We start from the raw sequence: 22,655 nt of genomic DNA on the forward strand, positions 1-22,655 counted from the left end.
TATGGCCGACAAAGATTTGTTCGGTGCAACGCTTTTTAGGCACGGATAGAGGCGCCGCACGACTTCGCATGCGGCCGGAGGTCCGTCTTCAGCCTCTCCGCCCGCTGCCACAGTATCGCGGGCGAAGGCCGGATCTCCTGGCCAAATGCCTCGGCCAGACAGAATACAATTTTACGAACGTCGCGCCCAATTCCGGCGCCGAAAAGATCCACGAACTGCTCGAATTCCATAAGCTGGCGTAGGGCGAATACATCCTGCCCCACCTGCACCTGCTCCTGGCGACCATCGGGCTGCGCATCGCCACCGGCGATCATGCTGAGGCCCCGCCGGGCAAGGTCGCCCGGGCCGCGACCGCGGCGGCGGCTATCGCCCATCGCTGAGCCACGGCCTCTCCGCAATGCGGATTGGCCGCGCCGCCGATGCAGGGCAGTCCGCTCCGCTCCCGCATTCGGAAGCATTCCGCAGGCATTCGCGCCAGGAGTGTTCTAGGCTGGCACCGCCATAAGGGAGCAGCGATCCAATGCCGAAAAGCGAAGCCTATGCGAAGGGGCGCGAGGTCCGCCGCCAGCTCATGGGGGACGCCATGGCCGAGCGCATGGCCAAGGACGTCTACAACGACCCGCTCATGCAGAAATTCGGCGACTATGCCAGCGAGGCGGTGTTCGGCCTGCTCTGGACGCGGCCGGGGCTCGACCTCAAGACCCGCGCGCTGATCTGCGTCATCTCCGACACTGCGACCGCCTGCTGGCCGGAACTGGCCATCCATCTCCGCATGGCCCGCCGCCAGGGCTGGACCGAAGACGAACTTGCGGAGGCGCTGCTGCATCTCTCCGGCTATATCGGCGCGCCTTCGGTCCGCGAGGCCATGCTCGTTGCGAAGGACGTCTTCGCCGAGATCCGCCAGGAGGAATAGGCGCGGCCGGGCCCGGCACCCCGGGCCTGGCTCCCTGGCCCTGCCGGCGGGCGCAATTCCTTGATGCCCGGGGCGGTGGAAAAGCCACGGCGGCGCATTACCCCGGCTTGCGGCCGACCACCCCCATCCCACAGGATGACCGGACCGGCCCGCGCGCCGGGACGGCTACCAAGGGAGAGAGCAATGTCAGTGGCGCTGAAGCTGGACAAGGCCGACATGACCGATGGCGAGTGGCAGGCGCGCTGCGACCTCGCCGCGCTCTACCACGTGGTGCACCATCTCGGCTGGACCGACCTCATCAATACCCACATGTCGGCCCGGGTTCCCGGCGAGCCGCATGCCTTCCTCATCAACCGCTATGGCGAGATGTTCGACGAGATCACCGCCTCCAGCCTGGTCAAGATGGACCTCGACGGCAATGTGCTGGGCGAGGCCGGCAAGTTCAACGCCGCCGGCTTCACCATCCATAGCGGCGTCTACAAGGCACGTCCGGACGCGAATTGCGTGATGCACACGCATACACGGGCCGGCGCCGGCCTCTCGCTGCTGCGGAACGGGCTGCGGCCGATCAGCCAGGACGCCCTGCAGGTGCTGGACGACCTGGCCTACCACGACTACGGCGTGCCGGCCTCGCAGGAGGAATGCGACGCGCTCGGCGAGACCTGCGCACGGGGAAGCTGCGTCGTGCTGCTGAACCACGGCCTGCTCACGCTCGGCCACACCATCCATGGCACGCTGATGCGGCTCTATATGCTGGAGCGCGCCTGCGAGGTCGAACTCCTGGCCCGCAGCCTCGACGAGCCGCCGGTGCGGATCGCCGACTACGTCGTGCAGAAGGCCGCGGCGCGGATGCAGAAGCTCCGCCCCACCGACGAATACGGGCTGATGGAGTGGCAGGGCCTGGTGCGTACGGTGGACCGCAAGGGCGCCGACTACCGCCGCTGAGCCGGCGGCGGCCGCTACCTGCCGTGGCGCAGGTAGAAGGGCGTCTTGCCCATCACCCGCAGGGCGTGGTCGGCGGCGAAAAGGTCGGCATAGTGCAGCACATGCGCTTCCCGGTTCGCGCCGTGGAAGGGCGCGTTGGTCGCATGCGTCGCCACCGTGCTGACGACGCTGTGCGGGAAGCCCAGATCCTTCAGCAGCATGGCGCCGACCACGCCATGCGGCAGCTCATGATAGAGCTGCGCATGCCCGGCGCCCCCGGCCTCCCGCACATAGAGCAGGGGCTTGTCCACGTCGTGCAGGATCAGGATGGGCAGCAGGATATCGGGGTCGAATTCGGTGCCCCAATCCGCCGTCGCCCGCCTGGCCAGGTCCAGCCCGGCGCGGGTCACCTCATTCACATGCGCCTTCAGCGGATAGGTCGGTGAGCCCGGGGGAAAAGGGCATGTCATCCAGCGATTCATGGGTCGAGGAAGACCAGGCGCTGACCCAGGCGGTGACGATCCTCTGCCGCACCTCCGGCGAGACGAGGTCGAGGCCGAACAACCATTCCTCGACAGCCTGGCGCCGCCAGTTGCTGCCTTCGTCGATGCGGTAGGGACTGGTCATGGGAGGCTGCCTTTTTCAATCGATGCGGATATTCGCCAGCCGCACCATGCCGGTGAAGAACGCGATCTGCTGCTCGCGGAAGGCCCCGAATTCCTCTGGCGTATTGGCGCGGGTCAGCGCGCCGAGGCCGCTCAGCCGCTCGATCGTGGCGGGGTCGCGGATCACTGCGTTCAGCTCCGCATTCACTTGGCCGATGATCGCGTCCGGGGTGCCGGAGGGCGCGAAGACGCCGTTCCATTCATAGGTCTCGAAACCGGGCAAGGTCTCCGCGATGGCCGGAATGTCGGGCAGCACGGCGACCGGACGCGGCCCGCAATGCGCCATCACCCGCGCGATTCCGGATTGCAGGAAGGGCACCGAGCCCGGCACGTTGCTGAATTGCAGCGGCACCCGGCCGGAGACCAGGTCGTTCCGGGCCGCCGAGATGTCGCGGTAGGCGATATGGTTGATCCACACCCCGGCCATGTGGTTCAGCAATTCGAGCGAGACATGCTGCACCGTGCCGATGCCGGTCGAGCAGCAATCCAACTGGCCGGGCTTCGCCTTGGCCAGCGCGATCAGCTCCGGCACGGTCCGCGCCTCGAAGCCATTGGTGCTGTGCAGCGTGTTCGGCGTGACCATCGAGAGGAAGACCGGCAGCAGGTCCCGTTGCGTGTCGTAGGGCAGGCGGGTGCCGAACAGCGACGGGTTCACCGAATGCGCGGTGGCGTCGTAGAGCAGCGTATAGCCATCCGCGGGGGCGCGGGCGACGGCGGAGGCGGCGATGGTCCCGGCCGCGCCGGGCCGGTTCTCGGTGACGGATTGCTGGCCCAGCCGTTCCGACAACCGGCCGAAGATGATGCGGCACACCACATCCGCCGTGCCGCCCGGACTATAGGCATTGATCACCCGCACGCTGCGCTGCGGATAGGCGCCCTGCGCCCGCAACACCCCCGGCGCCGCCAGCGCCGCCGCCGCCGCGAGGACGACCCGCCTGCCCTGCCGCTTCACCATTCCCGTTTCCTCCCCTTGCCGGCCGTGTCAGCCTGATCCGGCGAGCCTTGTCTCGATCCCGTCCAGCGCCTCCTGGTAATCCCGCGGCACGGTGCCGCCGAAATGCTCCTTCATGCCGAGATCGGCGACCCAGCGCAGGCGCTCCGCGACCGCGCGCGTCACCACCGGGTCGAGGCCGATCTCCGCCAGGGTCTCCGCCGACATCGCCGCTTCCTCGGCACGGCGCCCGGCATGGATCGCGTTGGTGGTCAGCATGCCCTGCGCCACCTGGGAGAAGGGCCGCGCCAGGCTGCGCTCGATCGAGGCCAGCACGGTCGCGTCCAGCCCGTAGCGGCGCGCGCCGAGCAGGCATTCCAGCAGCAGCGCCTCGAGGCCCTTCATCACGACCGAACGCAGGATCTTGATGGCGGAGGCATCGCCGATCCGTCCCCCCACCACCTCGATCCGCATGCCCCAGGGCAACAGCGCATCGCGGACCTGCGCCGCGGGTGCGCCGGCCGCGAGGATGGGCATGGCATGGCCATCCTTCGGCGTGCCGACGATCGAGCCATCGGCGAAAGCCGCGCCGCTGCCGGCGAGGCGCCGCGCGACCTCCTGCTTCACCCCGGGTGTCGCCGAGGCGATGTCCACCATCAGGTGCCGCGGCCCGAGATGCGGCGCCAGCGCCGCCGCGCTGGCCACCGAGGCGGAACCAGGCGTCGCGCCGATGATGAGCTCCGCCCGTTCCGCCAGTTCGGCCGGGGAGCGCAGCAGCGCCACGCCCGCCTCTCGCGCCCGGCCCTGGATCAGCCCGGCATAGGGGCCATCGAAGGCGTATTTGTCATAGGCGGCGATTTCCGCCAGGCCGCTGCCGCGCAGCCCCGCTCCCAGCGTGCTGCCGATCTCGCCATAGCCCACCAGCCCCAGCCGGACCTGCCGCGCATCCGCCATCACTGACTCCCCGTTCAGAACGGCGTATCGCCCTTCACCGTGGTGCGGTGCATGTAGCGATCGCCATGCGCCTTGTAGTCGGCCACCGCGTAATGCATGGCGCAGCGATTGTCCCAGATCACCAGGTCGTGCCGCTGCCAGCGGTGGCGGTAGACATTCTCCGGCAGCGTCGCGTGCTCGAAGAGGAATTCCAGGATGGCATCGCTCTCCCGCGGGGCCATGCCGAGGATGTGGGAGGTGAAGCCGCGATTCACGAACAGCGCCTTGCGGCCGCTCTCGGGATGCGTCCGCACTATCGGGTGGGTGGCCCGCTTCGCGGCAGCCTCCTCGAAATTGCCCTCGTATTCCTTGCCGTAGCTGGTCTTCAGCACCGCCGCGGCCAGGCTATGCACCGCCTGCAGCCCCTCCAGCATGCGCTGCATCGGCGCCGACAGGGTCTCATGGGCCTGATACATGTCGGCGAAGATCGTGTCGCCGCCGATCGGCGGGATCTCCAGCGCATGCAGCAGCGAGGCCATGGGCGGGCTGGGCTGCCAGGAACCGTCGGAATGCCAGTAGGTGCCGGCATCCTCGCGCCCCTGCGGCACGCCATCCGTCTTCTTGTTGGAAACCCGGTAGATCTCGGGGTGGCCGGGCAGGTAGTAGCGCGACAGCGCCGGATTGCCGCCGGCGATGTGCAACTCGCCGAAGCGGCGGCTGAAGGCGATGTGCTGTTCCGGTGTGATGTCCTGGCCGCGCAGCAGCAGGATGCCATTCGCATCCAGCCAAGCCTGGCGGATCTCCCCGAACAGATTGTCCCCCAGCGGCCGCGACAGGTCGAGGCCAAGCACTTCGGCGCCGAATCCCGGTGAGACCGGGCGGATCGCCAGGGTCATCGCTTCCTCCTCGCTGCGCGTTTGCGTGGCATGGTGGGACGATGCCGGGAGGGGCGCAAGCGCCCGCGCGCAGGGGTGGCGGAACAGCCCCCGCCCGTTACTCCGTCCGGTAGCGCAGATAGAGCAGGCCGCGCGCCTCGTTCCAATTCGCCGCGCGATCGTAGCGCAGCAATCCGCCGAGCCGAAGCTGCGGCGTCAGCGGATATTCGATATCGCCGCGCAGCCCGCCGATGAAGCCGCTCTGCGACCGGCCGGGATAGGTGGTGGCCAGCGTGGCGTCGCTCGCCGCCGCCGCGCGCAACTGACCCTGCAACCCGGCATCGCCCGGGAAGACCGGCGCCGCATCCTCCCGCCAGCTTGCGAAGCCGAGCGTGGCGCCGAGGTGCCAGGCAAGGTCGCCGGACCTGGCCCGGTAATCCACCGGCAGGTTCAGCGCCGCATAGGATTGCGGGCTGAAATAGCCGCCATGGCCCAGCGTGAAATGCCTGAGGTTCTTGTCATAGGCGAAATAGACCAGGTCGAGCCCTGCCGTAAGGTCGCTGTCGGGCCGCCGGAACACCAAATAGGAGGCGCCGGCGCCGGCCTCCAGCCGCGCATTGTCCACCACGCCCTGGCCTTCGATCTGGGCATAGCCGCCGCCGGCATAGAAGGTTACGGGGCCGGTGCCGAATTCCAGCTGCGCCCTCCCTCCCGTGCGGGTGACGCCGCCCCAGACCCGGCCGGTTCCCGGATCGCGCAGCCCGGCCCAGGACAGCACGCTATCCGTAACCGCCCGCCGCTCGCCCTGGACGCGGAGCCGGAGGGTATCGCCGAGCAGCGGCGCCACCTCCACGCCACCGACCAGGTTCTGCTGCCGGAAGCCCAGCGGCGTGGTGCCGATATCCGCGGAGAATCCGTCGCGCTGATAGCCCAGCCCCAGCCCGAGCCCGGTGGCGGCAACGTCCCGCGGCGCGGTGCCGCCCCCCGGGCCGGCCAGCGGGTTGCTGCCGAAGCGGCGCAGCGTGGCCGTATCGGTCTCCAGGTTGCCGGCGCTGATGGAGACCGGCGTGGCGCGGAACGCCAGCCGCCCACCGAGGCCACCTGGCGCGAAGGAAGCCTCCGCCTGCGCCGAGAGGTCGTTCAGCCGGTCCAGCCCGCCGCTGCCCGAACGGCTGCGCACCGCCGGTGAGAGGGTGAAGCGCGGCGCGGTCTCATCCTGCACGGCGGCGAGTTCGCGCGCGATCTCCCCGGCCAGCGCATCGCGCGGCGCCTGGCTGCCCTCCCCGGCCTCCACGGGTCCGGTGCGCCGGAACGGGTTATCCACGCTGGAGGGCGCGAAACCCGGCCCCCCGGCCAGGAACACCTGCCCGGCGGCGCGATCCTCGCCCAATTGGGCGCTGCGCTGCGCCGCCGCCGTCTCCAGCGCGCGGAGTGCCCGCCGCTGGTCGCCGGCGGCGCGGGCGACGCGCGCCTCCATCAGCGAGACCCGCGGCTCGTTCGGCGCCAAGGCGCGCGCCTCCGCCACCAGCGCCTCGGCGCGGCGCAACTCGCGGGCGGCCAGCGCCGCATCCACCGCGCCTGCGCGGGCATCGAGGTTGCGGGGGTCGCGGGCCAGCACCGCCGTGGCGATGCGGCCGGCCTCCTCGGGCTGCCGCGCCCCCTGGTGCAGCCGGGCGAGGGCCAGGTTCGCCGCCGCGTCGCTCGGGTCGCGCGCCAGCACCGGGCGCAGCCGGTCATAGGCGGCGGCGCGCTCACCGCGCTCGTTCAGCCGGTCGCTGCCGCGCACCGCCACGCCGGATTGCAGGGCGAGAAGCTGCCGCTGCTCCTCCGCCGAAAGCCGCGCCTCGCCCTGGAGGGTGGCGAGCACCGACTGGGCCGGCCCATCCTGCCCCGCCTCCAGCAGGGCGCCGGCGATGGCAATGCGGGCCGCCGGACTGGGGTTGCGATTGGCGGCCAGGGTGGCGCGGGCGGCTTCCTCGGCGCTGCGGCCGTCACCGGCGGCGCCGAAGGCGCGGATCACCGCGGCCGGGCCGGCGCCGCTGGGGTCGGGCCGGAGCGCGATGGCGAGCAGGCGGGCGCGTCCCTCGATGCCGCCGGCGCGGGCCAGCGCCGCGGCGGCCTCGACCTCGCCGGCGGTGCGGGCGCGGGCGGCGAGGCGGCCCATATCGGCGGTGCGAAGCCGCGCCGGGATGCGTTCCAGCAGCGCCACCGCTTCCGCCGGGCGCCCATCCTCATCGGCGAAGATCGCGGCGGCGTGGAGCGAGTCCGGGCTGCCCAGGCGCTCCTCGACCAGGGCGCGCGCCTCGGCCATGCGGCCCTGCCGCCGCAGGGCACGGGCCAGGTCGAGCCGCGCCCAAGGGTCCGCCGGATCGGCCGCGACCGCAGCGCGGAGCAGCGCCAGGGCGGCATCCGGGTCGGCGGCCCGTGCCGCCTGCTCGCGCAGCGCGGTGGAGCGGCTCGGCGGCTGGTTGCGGGCAGGCGCCTCGATCCGCCGGGCGAGCGCCTCGGCTTCGGGCCCACGCCCCTGCAACCGCAGGGCACGTTGCAACCCAGTGAGCGCCGCACCGAAATCGGGCCGCCGCGCCAGCGCCGCGCGGTAGCGCGCCTCCGCCGCCGCCGCATCGCCGCGGCGGAGCAGGATGTCGCCGAGCAGCGCCTCGGCATCGGCGCGGTCGGGCACCTCGCGCCCGGCGGCGCGGGTGAGCGCGGCCTCGGCGGCCTCGGTTTCCCCGGCGCGCAGCCGGGCGCGGCCATCGGCCAATTCGGTGGCATAGGCGGCGCCGTCGAGGGCGCGCTGCCACTGCGCCCGGTGCTCCGGCGCGGCGGCGATGGCGGCTTCCAGCAGGTCCCGGGCCTCGGCCATGCGGCCTTCGCGCAGCCGCACCACGCCAAGCCCGCCCAGCGCATCGGCATCCCGCGGATTGGCCGCGAGCGCCGCCTCGAACCCCGCCGCGGCCTCGCGCAGGCGATTGGCATTCAGCCGCTCGAAGCCGGCTTGGCGGGCGAGATCGGCGGGGGCGGCGCCGGCCGGCGGGGCCTGCGCCTCGGCCAGTCGCCGCGCCATGGCGGAATCGTTCGGCACCTGCCGCAGATAGGCTTCGAGTTCCGGCACGGCGGCGGGCCCGGTGCCAAGCCAGAGCAGCGCCTGGCGCCACGCTGCGGTGGCGGCGGCGCCTACCGCCGGGTCGGCGGCAAGCCGGCCCAGCAGCGCCATGCCCTCGGCGCGCGATGCCTCGCGATAGGTCAGCACCTGGGCATGGGCGAGTTGCAGCCGGGCATTGCCCCTGGCCCCTGCCGCCATGGCCGCCAGAGCGTCCCGCGCCTCGGCATGGCCGCCTTCGGTGCCGGCGAGCAGGGTGTAGAATTCGGGCGCGAGGGCCAGCGGCGGGCGGCTGGCGCCGAACAGCTCGCGGTATCGGGCCACCGCCTCGGCCGTGCGTCCGGCCTGGGCCAGGCGGCGCGCCTCGGCCAGGCCCGCGCTGTCGAGGCCGGCGCCGCGGATCCCGGCCTCCACCTCGGCGAGGCGGGGGTCGCCGGGCGCGGCCTGGCGCAGCCGTGCCAGCAGCGCCTCCGCCGCGCTGCGATTGCCGAGCTGCGCCTCGGCCTGGGCCGCGCCGGCCAGGGCCTCGGCATTCGCGGGCTCGGCGGCCAGCACGCGTTCATAGGTGCGGAGCGCCAGGTCGGCGCGGTTCTGCTGCCGCCAATGGCCGCCCTGCCGCAGCAGCGCCGCGACCGCACCATTCTCCTGCGCCGAAGCCGGCAGCGCCCAGGCGCCCAGGGAGGCGGCAAGCACCAGGATCGGAAACACCCGCGGCTGGCTCATGGCGTCCTCGCGCGCAGGCGCCGCGCCGCCCGGGCCCGCAGCGACCGGTGCACCGGCCAGGCGATCAGCAGGCAGGCCAGGGCAAGGATGCCCAGCATCACCTCCGGCCGATGGCCGAAATAGTATTCGGGCCAGAGCCAGAAGGGCAGCGCGCCATGCTCATAGGTGGCGCCGGTGCGGAAGCCTTCGACGCGGCCGCCGGCCAGCACGGCGAGGTCGCCCTGCACCCGCGGCTGCTGCAGCGGGTTGCGCAGCGCCGCGGCCATGGCTTCGACGCCGCCCGGCGTGGCGCCGGTCACCACCACGACGGAGCGGCCGGAGCGCAGCGGCGATTCGAAGCCGATCAGCGCGCCGAAGCCCTCCGCCGGGCCGCCGAGCCGCGCCGCGGCGCGGTTGCGTTCGTCACTGAGCGCCGCGCCACCCGGGAACATCTCCCGCAATTCCTGCATCGGGCCCGGCAGGGCCAAAGCGAGGCGGTTGCCCTCCAGCCGCACCGGCGCGGCATCGCGCAGCAGCGAGGCCAGGGCAGCGTGGCGGCCAAGCGTGCCGAGCACGATCAGGTCGCGCTCCGCCGCCTCGCGCAGGCCCGAGGGGCCGCTCACCACGAGGCCGGTCGCCGGATGCCCGACAATGGCCGCGAGCCGCCCGACCAGGTTCAGCATGGCGGAGATCTCCACCGGGTTCGGCCGCTCCGGCAGCACCACCGCGGTGCCGGAGAGATCGGCCATGCGGGTGAAGGGAAAGCCCGCGCTGGCGAAGAGCGCGAGATTCGGCAGCACCGTGAAGCGATGCGCGCGGGAGAGGTCGATCGTGCTGTCGGGGTCGATCGCGGCGTGGATGTCGCCCGGCACCGCCACGCAGTCGCCGCGGTTGAGCGGCCGCATGTCGAAGCGCAGTTGCAGGTCGTTGCTGCCGGACAGGAGGTAGGGCGGCAGGCTGGCGCTGGCCCGCTCGCGCTCGCCGGGATAGCCGAACCAGCGGGCGGCCTCGGACCAGGGCCAGGACGGCATGGCGGCGCGCAGCGGCACGCTGCGCAGGAAGGACCCGCTCAGCGCCACATCGAGCCGCGACACGGCGGTATCGAGCACCGGCCCCGGCGGCGTGCGGAAGCGCAGTTCCACCGGCACGCCGCGCGCCCGCGCGAGATAGAGGTCGGGCGCGGTCCGCACCGGGATGGTGACGGCGCCCGGCGCATAGCCATGCGCCTGCAACTGCTCCGCCTCCACCAGCTCGCCGAAGCGGACCGGCCGGTCGGGCCGGAGCCAGCGCGGCGCGTCATAGGGCTGGCGCGGCGCCGCCTCCACCGCCTCCAGCATCGCGCTCTCGCCCGATAGGGCGGCGCGGGCGAGGGCGAGGCCGGTGGCGGCGGTGCTCGCCTCGGCCGGCGTGCGGCCGCCGATCACCAGGATCTGGCCCAGCGGGTCGTTCGGATTGGGCAGCAGGGCCAGGGTCGGTCCCTGGAAGCGGGGCAGGTCCAGCCCGGCGACCGTGCCCGGCCCTGTCGCGACGAGGATGGCATGGCCCTGGGAGGGCGGCGTGGCCTGCACCGGGAAGGCGGCGCCACGGTAATCGGCCAGCATGGCGAACCAGGAGGTGGCGATGGCGGCGGCCCGCAGCGTCTCGGTGCCTGGCTCGGGCGGCAGGATCACCGGCAGGGTCAGGGCGCTGCGCATTTGCCGCGGGTCGAAGAAGGGCTCCGGCAGCCGCGCCAGGTCGCGCGGCAGGACCAGCCGCTCCAGGGTGAGGTGCAGGCTCGACAAGTCCGAAACCGTCGCCCAGAGCAGGCCGGAGAGCGGGTCGTTGCATTCCTGGGTATAGCGACCGGAGAAGCGGAAATTCAGCCGGTTGAGGTCGCTGAAGAACAGCGGGCTGACCTGGAACTCGATCGGCCCGAAGGCCGGCCGCGCCCGATCCGGCTGGATGGCACCGATGAATTCCTCGTTCAGCGTGATCGCGATCTGGCTGAGCTCCGCGATCAGCCCGGGCGAGGTGGCGCCCGAGACGACGAGCCGCGCGCCCGTCACCACCTCATCGCCGCGCACCCCGAACTGCACCCCTTGCAGGTCGGAGATGCCGCGCATCTGCATCGGGCCGCCGAGGCCCAATTGGCGGAGGGTGACGTTGACCTGGCGGGCGGCGGGTGGCGCCGGCGTGGCGGCCGGCTGCGGCAGCTCCGCCCCCGGCGGCAGGGCCAGGGGCGGGATGATCTGCGGCGCCGTGGCCTGGCCTGCTCCCGCCCGGCCCGGCTGCGCCTGCGCCCCGGCCGTGAGCGTGAGCAGCAGCAGCAGCGCGCCGCCGGCGGTGCGGGCCGCATTGCCGGAAAGCCGCGGGCGGAGCACCTCGGTGCGGCGTTCCTGCGTGGCGGCGGGGGAGGGGGTGGAAACCGGCCGGCGCGGAGCAACCACCGGTGCGCGGCGCAAGCGCAGCAGGTGCCAGAGCTGCGACTGCCCGACGAAGGCGGCGCCGGCGCTCGCCACGACGGCCCAGAGGGACCGCAGCGGGCGGTCGCCCTGGTGCCGGTCCCAGGCGGTCCAGGCATCCGCCCGGCCGAAGACCGCGCGCACGAGGTTGCCCTCGTCCACCAGGCTGCGCGGCGCGAAATTGACATGGACCGAAGCACCGCTGGCGCGCCGCACCCGGCCGGGGATGGCGACGCGGTCATGGCCGAGATCGATCTCGACCATCGCCTCGCCCGATTCCGGCAGATCCATGCCCGCGACATCCAGCGAGGCGCCGCCGAGCGAGATGTCGCCGGTAACACCCTCGAAGCGCCTGCCATCGGGCAGGACCAGCGCCGCCGGCAGCGCCACCGGCAGCCGCGAATGCGACCGCACCTGCCGCCGCTCGCGGCCCACCGCCAGGCCGGCGGCGACCGGCACCAGGCAGAGCAGGGCCCAGATGCCATTGAGCAGGAAGGCCTGGAATTCCAGCGAGTCCACCGGATTGGCCAGCGCGCCATGCAGGCCGAAGCCGATCCCGGCCAGCAGCAGCAGGGCCAGCACCAGGTTCGGCCAGACGGCGCGGAGATCGTAGTAGCCCTCGGCCAGCAGCCCGCCCTTGTCGGTCACGTTGAACTTGCCCTTGCGCGGGTTGATGAGGGTCATGATCGTGAGCGGCACCAGGTAGAGCGCCAGGACGGTCTCGTAGATCTCGCTCCAGAAGGAGTGCCGCACCCCGCCCGCGAGCCGGCTGCCGGTGGCCACCGCATGCACGATATGCGGCCCCGCATAGGCCAGGATCGCCAGCGGCGAGGCGGCGATCACGTTCTGCCCGAGCAGCAGGAAGGCGAGCGGCGAGGTGAGGAAGACCACCCGCGGCAGCGCGAACATGAAGTGGAACATCGAGGAGAAGTAGCAAAGCCGCTGCGCCAGGCTGAGGCCGGAGGCGGTGAGCGGATTCTCCACGCGCAGGATCTGGATCATGCCGCGCGCCCAGCGCATGCGCTGGCCGATATGGATCAGCAGGCGTTCGGTCGCGAGGCCGGAGGCGAGCGGCATGCGCAGATAGGCGGTGTGCCAGCCGCGGCGCTGCATCCGCAGGCTGCAATGGCAATCCTCCGTCACCGTCTCATGCGGGACGCCGCCCACCTCCAGCAGCGCGGTGCGGCGGATGACGGCGCAGGAGCCGCAGAAGAAGCTGCCGTTCCAGAGGTCGTTGCCCGGCTGCACCAGGCCGTAGAACATCAGCCCCTCGTTCGGCACGTCGCGGCCGGCGGTGAGGTTCCGCTCGAAGGGATCGGGGGAGTAGAAGTAGTGCGGCGTCTGCACCATGGCGAGGTGCGCGTCGCGGACCAGCCAGCCCAGGGTGAATTGCAGGAAAGCCCGGGTGGGCACGTGGTCGCAGTCGAAGATGGCGATGAACTCGCCATCGGTCTGGGCCAGGGCGTGGTTGATGTTGCCGGCCTTGGCGCCCTTGTTGTCCGGGCGGATGATGTAGCCGGCGCCGCATTCCTCGGCGAAGCGGCGGAATTCCGGCCGGCGGCCGTCATCCAGGATATAGACGTTGAAGCGGTCCTCGGGCCAGTCCATCGCCAGCGCGGCGAGCACGGTCGGCTTCACCACCTCCATCGACTCGTTGTAGGTCGGGATGAAGACATCCACCTTCGGCCAGGTCTGCGGGTCCTCCGGCAGCGGCACGGGCTTGCGGTCGAGCGGCGCGAGGGTCTGGAAATAGCCGAGGCAGAGGGAGATGCCGGCATAGACCTCGGCCAGCACCAGGCCGATCATGAAGAAGCCCTGCAGGAGGGTCTCGGGCTCCAGCGTCTCGGTGAGCCGCCAATGCAGGTAGCGTAGCGTGACGGCGAGGGACAGCGCGGCGAGGAAGGCCGAGGCGCGGCGTCCGGGCCGCCGGTTCACCACCAGGAACAGCAGCAGGCAGCCCAGCGCGAAGATCCCCTGCCGCGCCGCATCGAGCGGCACGAAGAGGATCGGCGGCAGCAGCAGCAGCCCGGCGGCCAGGGAGAGGACGGGCAGGCCCGCATGCCATCCGGACAGCCGCCAGCCCGGCGGCGCGGCAGGGCTCAAACCGGCCCCCAGAGGGGTGCCGCCGGCTGCGCCGGCGCCGCGGCGAAGAGCGCGAGATCGACCGTCTGGGCGATATCCTGCAGATCCGCCGCCGCGGGGCTGTCCGGGGCATGGTCCGCGACCAGCCGCTGGCAGGCGAGCGCCTCGGCCACCGCCATGTCGCGGCAGATGGCGCCGAGCAGGCGCGGGCCGAAATGCCGCGCCATGGCGCCGGCCACTTCGGTCGAGAGCCGGGAGCCCGATTCCACCTCGTTCAGCACGACGCGCATGCGGGCCGCGAAGAGGCCGCCCAGGGTGCCGCGGCCGAGGAACCGGCCGGATTCGAGTTCCGGCAATTGGGCCGTGCTGCCGCCATCGGCGAGCAGCACGATGGCCAGGGTGGCGGCATGCGGCACCAGCGCGGCCAGCGCCCGGGAAGGCCCCGGCGCGGTATCCGCGACCACGACGAGATCGGGGTCGGCCAGGATGGCGCGCAGCGGCGCGCCGAGCAGGTCGGGGTCCCGCTCCATCGCGGCGGCCAGCGCGAGGACGCCGCGCGCATCCACCGTGCCATGCGGCAGCAGCCGGACGCCGGAGGGCGTTTCGCGGATCGCGGCCCGCCAGTCCGGGCGCCGCGGCAGCCCCGCCATGAAGCCCGCATGGTCGTCCAGCGGCAGGCCGAAATGCAGGCGCAGCGCATTCTGCGGATCGCAATCGATGGCCAGCACACGCCGGCCGGCGCGGCACAGCGCATGGGCGAGATTCGCGGCAACCATGGTCTTGCCGACGCCGCCTTTCGGCGAGGCGATGCAGACGAGCGGCATCAGTCCAGGTCTGCCGCGAAGGCCAGGGCCGCCACGGCCTGGCGGGTCGAACGGGGCCGCCCGGCGGGCAATGGCGGGGGCAGTCCGGGTGTCGCCTTGGCGACGGCGGTGGCGATGAGCGGCAGTCCGCCAGGCACCTCCGCCGCGGGTCCGGGCCAATTTGCCCGGATCGGCAGGGCTGGCGACAGGGTACCGCCGAAGGCCTGGCGAATCAGGCGGAATTCCACCGCCGCGGCGGGCTGCGGCGGAGCCGGCGCAGCAACCATCACCGGCCGCATCAGCGGGATGACCCGGCCGTTGCCGGTGAAGGCAGGAGCAGCAGGCGTGGCGGCGATGGGCCGGATGCCGGCAACGGCCTCCGGCGCGGCCAGCAGGGTGGCTTCGGCGAGGGGGGGCAATGCCGGGGTGGCTGGCGCCGGCGGGCCGGCAGGGGCGGCGCCGGCGCGGACCGGCCGGTTGCCGAAGTTCCGGTACCGCAGCCCCGGCACGCCGAAGGCAGCGGCAACCCGGACCACGTCGGTGTCCTGCCGTTCTGCACGCATGAGGTTGATTCCCTGGTTCGCCTAGAGGTTAAATTCACGCTTCCGTGAGTAAATTCCAGTAGAAAATCGCCAAGCGCCTGGGATGCTCAATGTGTAACTCTTGCGGCATTCAACCCAAGGTCCCTGGCGGCCATACCAACCAGCAGGATCAGCGCCGCCGCGTAATAATCCGCTGCGGCCTGGACCGAAGGGATGGCGACCGGCAGACCGGGGGTTGCAACCGCGGCGGCCAGGGAGGCGATGGCGCGCACACCCGGGGAGGCCGGGAATCCGGCCACCGCATCCGTTGCCAGATCGGCCCAGGCGGGCGGGCCGGCCTGGGCCGGGTCGGACCAGAAGGTCCGGGCCGCCGCCACCGCCGGTTCCGCGCCATGCCCGGCCCAGGCGAGCAGCAGCGGAATCCGCACCGCGTCGAAGGAGAAGCGCGGCGGCCAGCGGGACGGCAGGGCAAGGGGGCCGCCGGCCCGGCGCACCGTCAGCCAATCCGGCGGCAGCCCCCAGCGGCCGAAGCGTGCTTGGCGGAGAAGGCCGAGGCCATCCAGCGTGAGGCGGTTCCAGCGTGGGTCCGGCACGGCGTGGGCGAGCGCGGCATAGGCCGGAAAGACGAAATAGGAGGGGTTGACCACCAATCCCGCGGCCATTTCAAAGCCATGCACGCCGGGCAGCAGCAGCAATTGCCCGGCGGCCTCGCGCGGCAGCAGGCGCAGGATGTCGCGGCCGATGGCTGCGCCGGCCGCTTGCAGGGCGGGGTCCCGCCAGCGCTCGGCGGCCCGCAGCAGGGCCCAGGCGATGTAGAGGTCGCCATCCGTCGCGTTGTTGGGGTCATCCACCGGCGGGGTCGCGCCCGGCCGGTAGCGCCAGGAAAACAGGGAGTCGGTCCGCCGCCGGAGGGTCTTCTGGGTCCAGTGGAGCACCCGGTCGAAACTGGACCGGTCGCCATGCCCGGCGGCCAGCAGCAGCGCCCAGCCCTGGCCCTCGGAATGCGAGACCCGGCCATTCGCGGTATCGATGACGCGCCCATCCGGCTCCATGAAGCGCCGCTGGAATTCCTGCCAGTTCTGCTGGTCCGGCGCTTCCGCCCCGGCAACCCGGCCTTGGGGCGATCCAGGCAGCGCCGGCGCCAGCGTGGCGACCAGGGCGCCGAGCGACCGCCGCTTCACCGGGGGGCGCATGCGGGCCAACTCATCCAGTGGCTCGGTGGCACGGGTATTGCCGGCCTGGGGCAGCCAGGCGAACTCCGCCTGCATGTCCGGGAAGGCCTCCAGACCTGATGTCTGGGCGCAGCGGATTGCGGTGTGATCTGGAATGTTCCCCGCCTGTGGCCGAGCGCATCGCTGCCGGTGAAATCTTCCTAGCAGTCTCAACCACAGGGTCAATCTCGAAGAGGATTCGCCCGCGATACGGGTGCTGCCCTCCCGGGTCTCCCGGGACCGCTGACAGGCGGTCGCGGGCTGGCCGCGCGCGGCCGCCTCGTCCCGCCAGGAGCCCCCTGCTGCCCCTTCCGGCGCCCTTCGCCTATTCGCCCCGCAGGCCGGCAGTGCGGATGAGGTCGCCCCAGAGCCGCTTGTCCCGGGCGATGCGCTCGCGCAGTTCCTCCGGCGTGCCGAGCAGCACATCCATGCCGTTCTCGGCCATGCGGCGGCGGAAATCAGGGTCGTCGCGGATCGCCAGCAGGGCCTCGGTCCAGCGGGCCATGGCGGTGCGGTCCAGATTGCCGGGGCCGGCCAGGCCGAACCAGTTCACCACCTCATAGCCCGGCACGAAGCTGGCCATGACCGGTGCGCCGGGCGCCAGCGGGCTCGGCTCCGGGCTGCCGATCGCCAGCGGGCGCACGCCGCCCTGGCGGACCTGGCCGTAGACTTCCGGGAAATTGCCGAAATACATATCCACCTCGCCAGCCACCACGGCGAGCACCGCCGGCGCGCCGCCGCGATAGGTGATGCCGAGGATGTCGGTGCCGGTCATCGTCTTGAACAATTCCGCCGCCAGGTGCTGCGACCCGCCGCTGCCGGCCGAGGCATAGGTCAGCTTGCCGGGATTGGCCCTGGCATGGGCAATCAGCTCCGGCACGGTGGCGAAGGGCGAGCGGAAGCTGCCGATCAGCATGTTCGGGATGCCGCAGCCATTCGACAGCGGCGTGAGGTCGCGGTCCGGGTCGATCGGCATCACCTGCCCCGGCAATTGCCCCATCACCGCCTGCACGCCCATGGAGGTGGCAAAGACATTGTGGCCATCCGGCGCCAGGGAGGAAACCGCCACGGCACCCACCAGACCGCCGGCACCGCCACGGTTCTCGACGATGACGCGCTGGCGGAAGCGCGGCTGCAGCTTCTCCGCCAGCAGCCGGCAGAAGAGGTCGCTGGTGCCGCCCGGCGGGGCGCCGCTGATGATGCGGATATCGGCGCCGGGGAAGGTGCTGGCGTGGCCGATGCGCGGCGCCGCCAATGCGGCGGGCATGCCGGCCAGCAGGGTCCTGCGTCGCATGATGCTGCCTCCCTCGATCCTTGCGCCCTGGTCAGCCCAGCCGGAACACGGCCCGCGCATTCTCCGCGAAGAGCATCCGGCGCTCTGCCTCGCTCATCGTGATCTTGAAGGCGAAGCGCGGATCGTCGGAATCCCAATGCGGGTAGTCGGAGGAGAAGAGCAGCCGGTCCCAGCCGATCCAGTCCAGCAGGTGGCGCAGATCCCCAGGATTCTCCGGCTCCTCGACCGGCTGGGTGGTGAACCAGATGTTCCGCTTGATGTAGAAGCTCGGCGGGTGCTTCAGGTGGGGCACCTCGCTCCGCAGCACCTCCCAGTGGCGGTCGAGGCGCCAGGTGAGCGAGGGCACCCAGCCGAAGCCGCCCTCGATCACCACGACCCGGAGCTCCGGGAAGCGCTCGAAGACCCCCTCCAGCACCAGGCTGCTCACCATGGCGGCCATGGTCATGGCAACCGCCTGGTGTTCCTCGAAGTAATAGCTCGGCGCGCCGCCGCCGGTCACCGCATGGCCGGGCATGCCGTTGTTGTGCAGGCCGAGTGGCAGGTCGTGCTGCGCTGCCGCCTCGAAGATCGGCCAGTAGCGGCGGCGGCCGAGCGGCTCATTGGTGCGGGTCGCCATCTGCACAGCACGAAAATCGCGGTTGCCGGCGCAGCGCCGGATCTCCGCCACCGCGCCGGCGGGGTCATCGGTCAGCACATTGATGGCGGCCTTCAGCCGGGGCTCGCGCGAGGTCCAGCAATCCACCTGCCAGTCATTCATCGCCTGGCACATGGCATTGCCGAAACCGAGGTTGCGCTCGTCGATTCCGCGTGGCCGCAGGGGAAACAGCAGCCCGTATTCCAGGCCATGCGGGTCGAGATGCTGGGTGCGGAGGAAGTCGAGGTCGCTGCCGGGCGGCCCGCCGGCGGGCGGCCAGGCATCGCGCCGCGACAGGGCGGGCGCGGCCTTCGGATAGGGCATGGAATCCAGGAAGGGCTGCCGCAGCCGGTGGCCATAGACCTGCCAATGCTCCTGCCAGGCGCGCGGCAGGTAGCGCCCGATCTCGTCGCGGTCGCGCGGCACCGGATGCACGTCGCAGTCGATCACCCGGAGCCGGGAGGCCGGCTCCGCCAAGGGCCGCGCGAGGGTCGAGCTGCTCATGACGGGACCTCCTGCAACCGCGGGAAGGTGTCCAGCGGATTGTCCAGCATCAGCTTCCGCGCGAGGCCGGGCGGCAGGCCGGCGGGCAGCGGGTCGTCGCCCTCGAAGCGCCAGTGTGGCCAGTCCGTGGAATAGAGCAGCATGTCGTCGCTGCCGATCTGCTCCAGCACGCGCCCCAGCATCGCCGGGTCGGGCGGCGCGTCGGTGGGCTGCAGCGTGACGCGCACGCGGTCCCGCAGGATCTCGGCCGGCGAGCGGTCCACCCAGGGGATCTCCTTCCGCATCGCCCGCCACATCTTGGTGCCGCGCCACATGAAATTCGGCAGCCAGGTGAAGCCGGATTCCAGCAGCACCACGCGGAGCGCCGGGAATTTCGTGAAGACCCCCTCGGCGATCAGGCTGAGAAGCTGGCTCTGGAAGGTCTGGGCGAATGAGACATGCTCCTCGATGAGGAAGGAGGGCCAGCCGGTGCCGGTCGGTGCCTGACGGAGCGCGCTGCCGGCATGGATGCCGACCGGCAACCCATGCCGTTCCGCCGCCGCGTAGATCGGCCAGAGCGACCGCCGGCCGAGCATCAGCTCATGCCCCGCCGGCAACAACACCATGACGAAGCGCCGGTCCGGGGCACGGCGCTCGATCTCCTCCACCGCCAGTTCCGGGCTTTGCAGCGGCACCACGATGGAGGCGCGGAGGCGGGGTTCGTGGTCCAGCCATTCGCGCGCGATCCAGTCATTGGTTGCGCGGCAGATGGCGGCGCCGAGATCCTCGCTGAACATCATCGGCCCGCCATAGAGGCAATGGCCGATCGCGAAGCTGGTCCGGAAGGGATCGAGCAGTTGCGAACGGAGCCGGCCGAGATCCGAGCCCGGCTTGCTGCCCGGCCGGTGCCAGTCCGGCCGGCAACTGATCGGCGCCTCGGGCGGATAGAGCGCGAGGTCGAGCCCGTCTATGCCACGGCTCTCCACCACCTCGCGCCAATGCGGGTCGAAATGCGGCAGGAGGGCCGCCATGCCGGGCACGGCCGGATGCACGTCGCAATCAATCGGGCCAAGGGCGCCGGACACCATCGCTTCTCCCCGGAGGTGCAACCCCCCCCTTGCGCGCATCCTGGCCCGCGGTTGGGCCGGCAGCAATGCTTCAGCCCGGCAAGCGGCGTGGCGCGCCCCGCCGGCCACCCCGGCCATGACGCGCAGCAGCGTGGCCCTGCGGCCCTATAGCGCCCGCGCTGCGCGCAGGGCCGCGACCTCCTCGGGCGAGAAGCCGAATTCGGCCAGCACCGCATCGGTATGCTCGCCCCGCTCCGGGGTCGGCCGCCGTGGCGATTCGACACCCGGCATCTGGATGGGCGAGCGCACCAGCCGGAGCGTGCCGAGCAGCGGATGCTCCACGCTCCAGGCCAGGCCGAGATGCTGCACCTGCGGGTCGGCGAAGACCTGGTCCATGCTGTAGACCGGCCCGGCCGGCACGCCCGCCCGGTTGAGCCGCTCCACCCAGGCGGCGCTGCTGTCCTGCAGCAGCGCCGCCTGCAAGGCCGCGTTCACCTTGCCGCGGTTGCGCGAGCGCGCTGCCTCGGTGGCGAGATCGGGGTCCTGCGCCGCTTCCCCGATGCCGAGCGTCTCGACGATGCGGCGCCACATCTCCTCGCCGCCGCCGGCCAGGTTGATGACGCCATCGGCGGTGTGGAACAGGCCGGTCGGCACGGTGGTCGGATGGTCGTTGCCGACCTGCCCCGGCACCTCGCCCGCCATGGTCCAGCGGGTGGCCTGGAAATCCATCATCGCCACCATGGATTCCAGCAGGCTGGTATGGACCCAGCGCCCCTTGCCCGTCCGCTCCCGCTCCAACAGGGTGGCGAGGATGCCGATGGCGCAGAACAGCCCCGTCGTCAGGTCCGCCACCGGGATGCCGGCGCGCACCGGTCCCTGGCCGGGCAGGCCGGTGACGCTCATCAGCCCGCCCATGCCCTGGGCGATCTGGTCGAAGCCGGGGCGCCGCGCATAGGGCCCGTCCTGGCCGAAGCCGGAGATGGAGCCGAGGATGATGCGCGGATTGATGGCGGCCAGGGCCTCGTAGCCGATGCCGAGGCGGGTCTTCACATCCGGCCGGTAATTCTCCACCACCACATCGGCCCGCGCCACCAGCCGCCGGAAACCCGCGAGACCGGCCGGATGCTTCAGGTTCAGCGTGATGCCGCGCTTGTTGCGGTGGACATGCTGGAAGTCCGGCCCGTGCCGCTCGCCGCCCATGCCCTTGCCGGTGTCGATCTCATCCGGCGCCTCGATCTTGATGCAATTGGCGCCCCAGTCCGCGAGCTGCCGCACGCAGGTGGGGCCGGATCGCACCCGGGTCAGGTCGAGGACCGTGATGGCGGAAAGCGGACCCATGGCGGGCGCCCCTATTCCGCCGCCACATCGGCAATGGCATCGGGGGCGGTGAGGCGGAAACCCTCATAGCCCTTGCCGGCGATGTCGCTGCAGATCTGCCGATAGACCCCGACGCCGCCGATATAGGGCATGAAGACGCGCGGCTTGCCCGGGATATTCGCGCCCATGTACCAGGAATTGGCGGCGGGGTAGAGCGTGCGTTCCGCCACCTCGTTGCCATGCGCCACCCAGGCATCCTCGGCCTCGGCGGTGGCCTCGATGCAGGCCAGGCCGCGCGCGCGCAGGTGCCGGATGCAGTCGGTGATCCAGTCCACATGCTGCTCGATCGAGACGATCATGTTGCTGAGCACCGAGGGGCTGCCGGGGCCGGTAATCATGAACAGGTTCGGGAAGCCGGCGGTCATCAGGCCGAGATAGCTGCGCGGCCCCTCGGCCCATTTCCCCGCCAGGCTGCGTCCGGCCCGGCCGCGGAGGTCGATCCGGGTCAGGGCGCCGGTCATGGCGTCGAAGCCGGTGGCGAAGACCAGGCTGTCGAATTCATGGGCGGAATCGCGGGTCCTCAGGCCGGTGGGCGTGATCGCCTGGATCGGTGACCGGCGGACATCCACCAGGGTGACGTTGTCCCGGTTGAAGGTGGCGTAGTAGTCGGTATCGACGCAGATGCGCTTGGTGCCGATCGGGTGGTTGCGCGGCTGCAGCGCCTCGGCCACCGCGGGATCACGGAGCTGGGCGCGAATCTTCCCGCGCACGAAATCCGCCGCGGTGTCGTTGGCGGCCTGGCTGGTCGCCAGATCCTTGAAGGCGGCCATGAAGGCGGTGCCGCCGGTTTCCCAGCGCCCCTCGTATTCCCGCTGCCGTTCTTCCGGCGAGACCTCCAGCGCCGATTGTTCGTTGAGCGGGTAGAGGATGCCGGTCCGCATCTCCCGCGCCTGCCGGCGGCGCGCGGCATAGTCGGTTTTCCACAGCGCCTCGTATGCCGCATCCATCGGCTGGTTGCGCGAGGGGATGCTGAAATTCGGCGTGCGCTGGAAGACATGCAGATGCGCCGCCTGCGCCGCGATCACCGGGATCGCCTGGATGGCCGAGGAGCCGGTGCCGATGACCGCGACGCGCTGGCCGGTGAAATCCACCCCCGCATGCGGCCAGTGGCCGGTATGGTAGATGCCGCCCGCGAAGCTCTCGATACCGGGGATCTCCGGCATCCGCGCCGCCGAGAGGCAGCCGGTGGCCATGATGCAGTATTGCGCCGAGACCCGATCGCCGCGATCCGTCTCCACCAGCCAGCGGCCGCTCGCCTCGTCGAAGCGGGCGGCGGTCACGCGGGTCTCGAAGCGGATGTCGCGCCGGAGGTCGAAGCGGTCGGCGACATGGTTGGCGTAGCGCAGGATTTCCGGCTGGCCGGCGAAGCGCTCCGACCACTGCCATTCCTGCTGCAACGCCTCCGAAAAGGAATAGGAGTACTGCATGCTCTCGACATCGCAGCGCGCGCCGGGATAGCGGTTCCAGTACCAGGTGCCGCCGACCCCATCCGCCGCCTCGAAGACCCGGACCGTCAGGCCGAGCCCGCGCAGCCGGTGCAGCATGTAGAGCCCCGCGAAACCGGCGCCGACGATGACCGCATCGGCCGTCGCGGCCGCTTGCCCGTGGATGGCGTTCTGGTTCGGCTGCGCTGCGGACATGGTTTCCCTTTCACGGCCCGGGGTGGTGCCCCGGATCC

Annotated in this window: 18 protein-coding genes; 2 read left to right on the forward strand and 16 right to left on the reverse strand. The window is 71.6% G+C overall.

The genetic code is table 11. From position 1 onward, the window contains the following. Positions 1 to 35 precede the first annotated feature (35 nt). Positions 36 to 314, reverse strand: coding sequence for a hypothetical protein (locus KSF81_RS06290; protein ID WP_217378243.1), 279 nt, complete (start codon positions 312 to 314; stop codon positions 36 to 38). Between the two features lie 206 nt (positions 315 to 520). Here KSF81_RS06290 and KSF81_RS06295 point away from each other — a divergent pair, with 206 nt between their 5' ends. After that, positions 521 to 913 (forward strand): carboxymuconolactone decarboxylase family protein, encoded by a 393-nt coding sequence (locus tag KSF81_RS06295; RefSeq protein ID WP_217378244.1) that lies wholly within the window; start codon positions 521 to 523, stop codon positions 911 to 913. Between the two features lie 183 nt (positions 914 to 1,096). Next, on the forward strand, positions 1,097 to 1,858 hold the full coding sequence (locus tag KSF81_RS06300) for a class II aldolase/adducin family protein (RefSeq protein WP_217378245.1): 762 nt from the start codon (positions 1,097 to 1,099) through the stop codon (positions 1,856 to 1,858). 14 nt (positions 1,859 to 1,872) lie between these two features. Here KSF81_RS06300 and KSF81_RS06305 read toward each other — a convergent pair whose 3' ends face one another. The 15 genes from KSF81_RS06305 to KSF81_RS06375 all read right to left on the reverse strand — a co-directional run bounded on the left by KSF81_RS06305 (position 1,873) and on the right by KSF81_RS06375 (position 22,617). Continuing rightward, the gene (locus KSF81_RS06305) at positions 1,873 to 2,256 is read right to left on the reverse strand and encodes an HD domain-containing protein (protein WP_217378246.1); all 384 of its coding nucleotides are present in this window, start codon (positions 2,254 to 2,256) and stop codon (positions 1,873 to 1,875) included. Next, positions 2,249 to 2,464, reverse strand: a complete 216-nt coding sequence (locus KSF81_RS06310; protein WP_217378247.1) for a hypothetical protein — start codon at positions 2,462 to 2,464, stop codon at positions 2,249 to 2,251. The genes KSF81_RS06305 and KSF81_RS06310 overlap by 8 nt, the downstream gene beginning before the upstream one ends. A 15-nt stretch (positions 2,465 to 2,479) precedes the next feature. Then, a complete protein-coding gene (locus KSF81_RS06315) occupies positions 2,480 to 3,457 on the reverse strand; it encodes a tripartite tricarboxylate transporter substrate-binding protein (protein ID WP_217378248.1) in 978 nt (325 codons plus the stop codon). A 27-nt stretch (positions 3,458 to 3,484) separates the two neighbouring features. Then, positions 3,485 to 4,387, reverse strand: coding sequence for an NAD(P)-dependent oxidoreductase (locus KSF81_RS06320; protein WP_217378249.1), 903 nt, complete (start codon positions 4,385 to 4,387; stop codon positions 3,485 to 3,487). A 14-nt stretch (positions 4,388 to 4,401) separates the two neighbouring features. Next, positions 4,402 to 5,262, reverse strand: a complete 861-nt coding sequence (locus KSF81_RS06325) for a TauD/TfdA family dioxygenase (protein WP_217378250.1) — start codon at positions 5,260 to 5,262, stop codon at positions 4,402 to 4,404. Positions 5,263 to 5,359: 97 nt separating this feature from the next. Continuing rightward, entirely contained in the window at positions 5,360 to 9,064 is a 3,705-nt protein-coding gene (locus KSF81_RS06330) for a cellulose biosynthesis protein BcsC (RefSeq protein WP_217378251.1), read from the reverse strand. Further along, positions 9,061 to 13,587 (reverse strand): UDP-forming cellulose synthase catalytic subunit, encoded by a 4,527-nt coding sequence (bcsA, locus tag KSF81_RS06335; RefSeq protein ID WP_217378252.1) that lies wholly within the window; start codon positions 13,585 to 13,587, stop codon positions 9,061 to 9,063. Before bcsA ends, KSF81_RS06330 begins: the two co-directional genes overlap by 4 nt. Beyond that, complete coding sequence (bcsQ, locus tag KSF81_RS06340) at positions 13,584 to 14,390, reverse strand: cellulose biosynthesis protein BcsQ (protein WP_217378253.1); 807 nt, start codon at positions 14,388 to 14,390, stop codon at positions 13,584 to 13,586. The genes bcsA and bcsQ overlap by 4 nt, the downstream gene beginning before the upstream one ends. Further along, the gene (locus KSF81_RS06345) at positions 14,390 to 14,932 is read right to left on the reverse strand and encodes a hypothetical protein (RefSeq protein WP_217378254.1); all 543 of its coding nucleotides are present in this window, start codon (positions 14,930 to 14,932) and stop codon (positions 14,390 to 14,392) included. The genes bcsQ and KSF81_RS06345 overlap by 1 nt, the downstream gene beginning before the upstream one ends. Positions 14,933 to 15,018: 86 nt before the next feature. Continuing rightward, positions 15,019 to 16,179 (reverse strand): glycosyl hydrolase family 8, encoded by a 1,161-nt coding sequence (locus KSF81_RS06350; RefSeq protein ID WP_217378255.1) that lies wholly within the window; start codon positions 16,177 to 16,179, stop codon positions 15,019 to 15,021. A 268-nt stretch (positions 16,180 to 16,447) separates the two neighbouring features. Then, positions 16,448 to 17,416, reverse strand: a complete 969-nt coding sequence (locus KSF81_RS06355) for a tripartite tricarboxylate transporter substrate binding protein (protein ID WP_217378256.1) — start codon at positions 17,414 to 17,416, stop codon at positions 16,448 to 16,450. Between the two features lie 31 nt (positions 17,417 to 17,447). Beyond that, positions 17,448 to 18,554, reverse strand: a complete 1,107-nt coding sequence (locus KSF81_RS06360) for an amidohydrolase family protein (protein ID WP_217378257.1) — start codon at positions 18,552 to 18,554, stop codon at positions 17,448 to 17,450. Beyond that, a complete protein-coding gene (locus KSF81_RS06365) occupies positions 18,551 to 19,621 on the reverse strand; it encodes an amidohydrolase family protein (RefSeq protein ID WP_217378258.1) in 1,071 nt (356 codons plus the stop codon). The genes KSF81_RS06360 and KSF81_RS06365 overlap by 4 nt, the downstream gene beginning before the upstream one ends. Positions 19,622 to 19,765: 144 nt before the next feature. Next, the gene (locus tag KSF81_RS06370) at positions 19,766 to 20,938 is read right to left on the reverse strand and encodes a CaiB/BaiF CoA-transferase family protein (RefSeq protein ID WP_217378259.1); all 1,173 of its coding nucleotides are present in this window, start codon (positions 20,936 to 20,938) and stop codon (positions 19,766 to 19,768) included. A gap of 11 nt (positions 20,939 to 20,949) precedes the next feature. Continuing rightward, positions 20,950 to 22,617 (reverse strand): NAD(P)/FAD-dependent oxidoreductase, encoded by a 1,668-nt coding sequence (locus KSF81_RS06375; RefSeq protein ID WP_217378260.1) that lies wholly within the window; start codon positions 22,615 to 22,617, stop codon positions 20,950 to 20,952. Positions 22,618 to 22,655: the final 38 nt, after the last annotated feature.

It is taken from the genome of Siccirubricoccus sp. G192 (genome assembly GCF_019084075.1).
Taxonomy (GTDB): Bacteria; Pseudomonadota; Alphaproteobacteria; order Acetobacterales; family Acetobacteraceae; genus G192.

Coding starts and splice junctions, on each gene's coding strand:
- KSF81_RS06290 (WP_217378243.1), bottom strand. CDS start 314: ATGATCGCCGGTGGCGATGCGCAGCCCGATGGTCGCCAGGAGCAGGTG.
- KSF81_RS06295 (WP_217378244.1), top strand. CDS start 521: ATGCCGAAAAGCGAAGCCTATGCGAAGGGGCGCGAGGTCCGCCGCCAG.
- KSF81_RS06300 (WP_217378245.1), top strand. CDS start 1,097: ATGTCAGTGGCGCTGAAGCTGGACAAGGCCGACATGACCGATGGCGAG.
- KSF81_RS06310 (WP_217378247.1), bottom strand. CDS start 2,464: ATGACCAGTCCCTACCGCATCGACGAAGGCAGCAACTGGCGGCGCCAG.
- KSF81_RS06315 (WP_217378248.1), bottom strand. CDS start 3,457: ATGGTGAAGCGGCAGGGCAGGCGGGTCGTCCTCGCGGCGGCGGCGGCG.
- KSF81_RS06320 (WP_217378249.1), bottom strand. CDS start 4,387: ATGGCGGATGCGCGGCAGGTCCGGCTGGGGCTGGTGGGCTATGGCGAG.
- KSF81_RS06325 (WP_217378250.1), bottom strand. CDS start 5,262: ATGACCCTGGCGATCCGCCCGGTCTCACCGGGATTCGGCGCCGAAGTG.
- KSF81_RS06330 (WP_217378251.1), bottom strand. CDS start 9,064: ATGAGCCAGCCGCGGGTGTTTCCGATCCTGGTGCTTGCCGCCTCCCTG.
- bcsQ (WP_217378253.1), bottom strand. CDS start 14,390: ATGCCGCTCGTCTGCATCGCCTCGCCGAAAGGCGGCGTCGGCAAGACC.
- KSF81_RS06345 (WP_217378254.1), bottom strand. CDS start 14,932: ATGCGTGCAGAACGGCAGGACACCGACGTGGTCCGGGTTGCCGCTGCC.
- KSF81_RS06350 (WP_217378255.1), bottom strand. CDS start 16,179: ATGCAGGCGGAGTTCGCCTGGCTGCCCCAGGCCGGCAATACCCGTGCC.
- KSF81_RS06355 (WP_217378256.1), bottom strand. CDS start 17,416: ATGCGACGCAGGACCCTGCTGGCCGGCATGCCCGCCGCATTGGCGGCG.
- KSF81_RS06360 (WP_217378257.1), bottom strand. CDS start 18,554: ATGAGCAGCTCGACCCTCGCGCGGCCCTTGGCGGAGCCGGCCTCCCGG.
- KSF81_RS06365 (WP_217378258.1), bottom strand. CDS start 19,621: ATGGTGTCCGGCGCCCTTGGCCCGATTGATTGCGACGTGCATCCGGCC.
- KSF81_RS06370 (WP_217378259.1), bottom strand. CDS start 20,938: ATGGGTCCGCTTTCCGCCATCACGGTCCTCGACCTGACCCGGGTGCGA.
- KSF81_RS06375 (WP_217378260.1), bottom strand. CDS start 22,617: ATGTCCGCAGCGCAGCCGAACCAGAACGCCATCCACGGGCAAGCGGCC.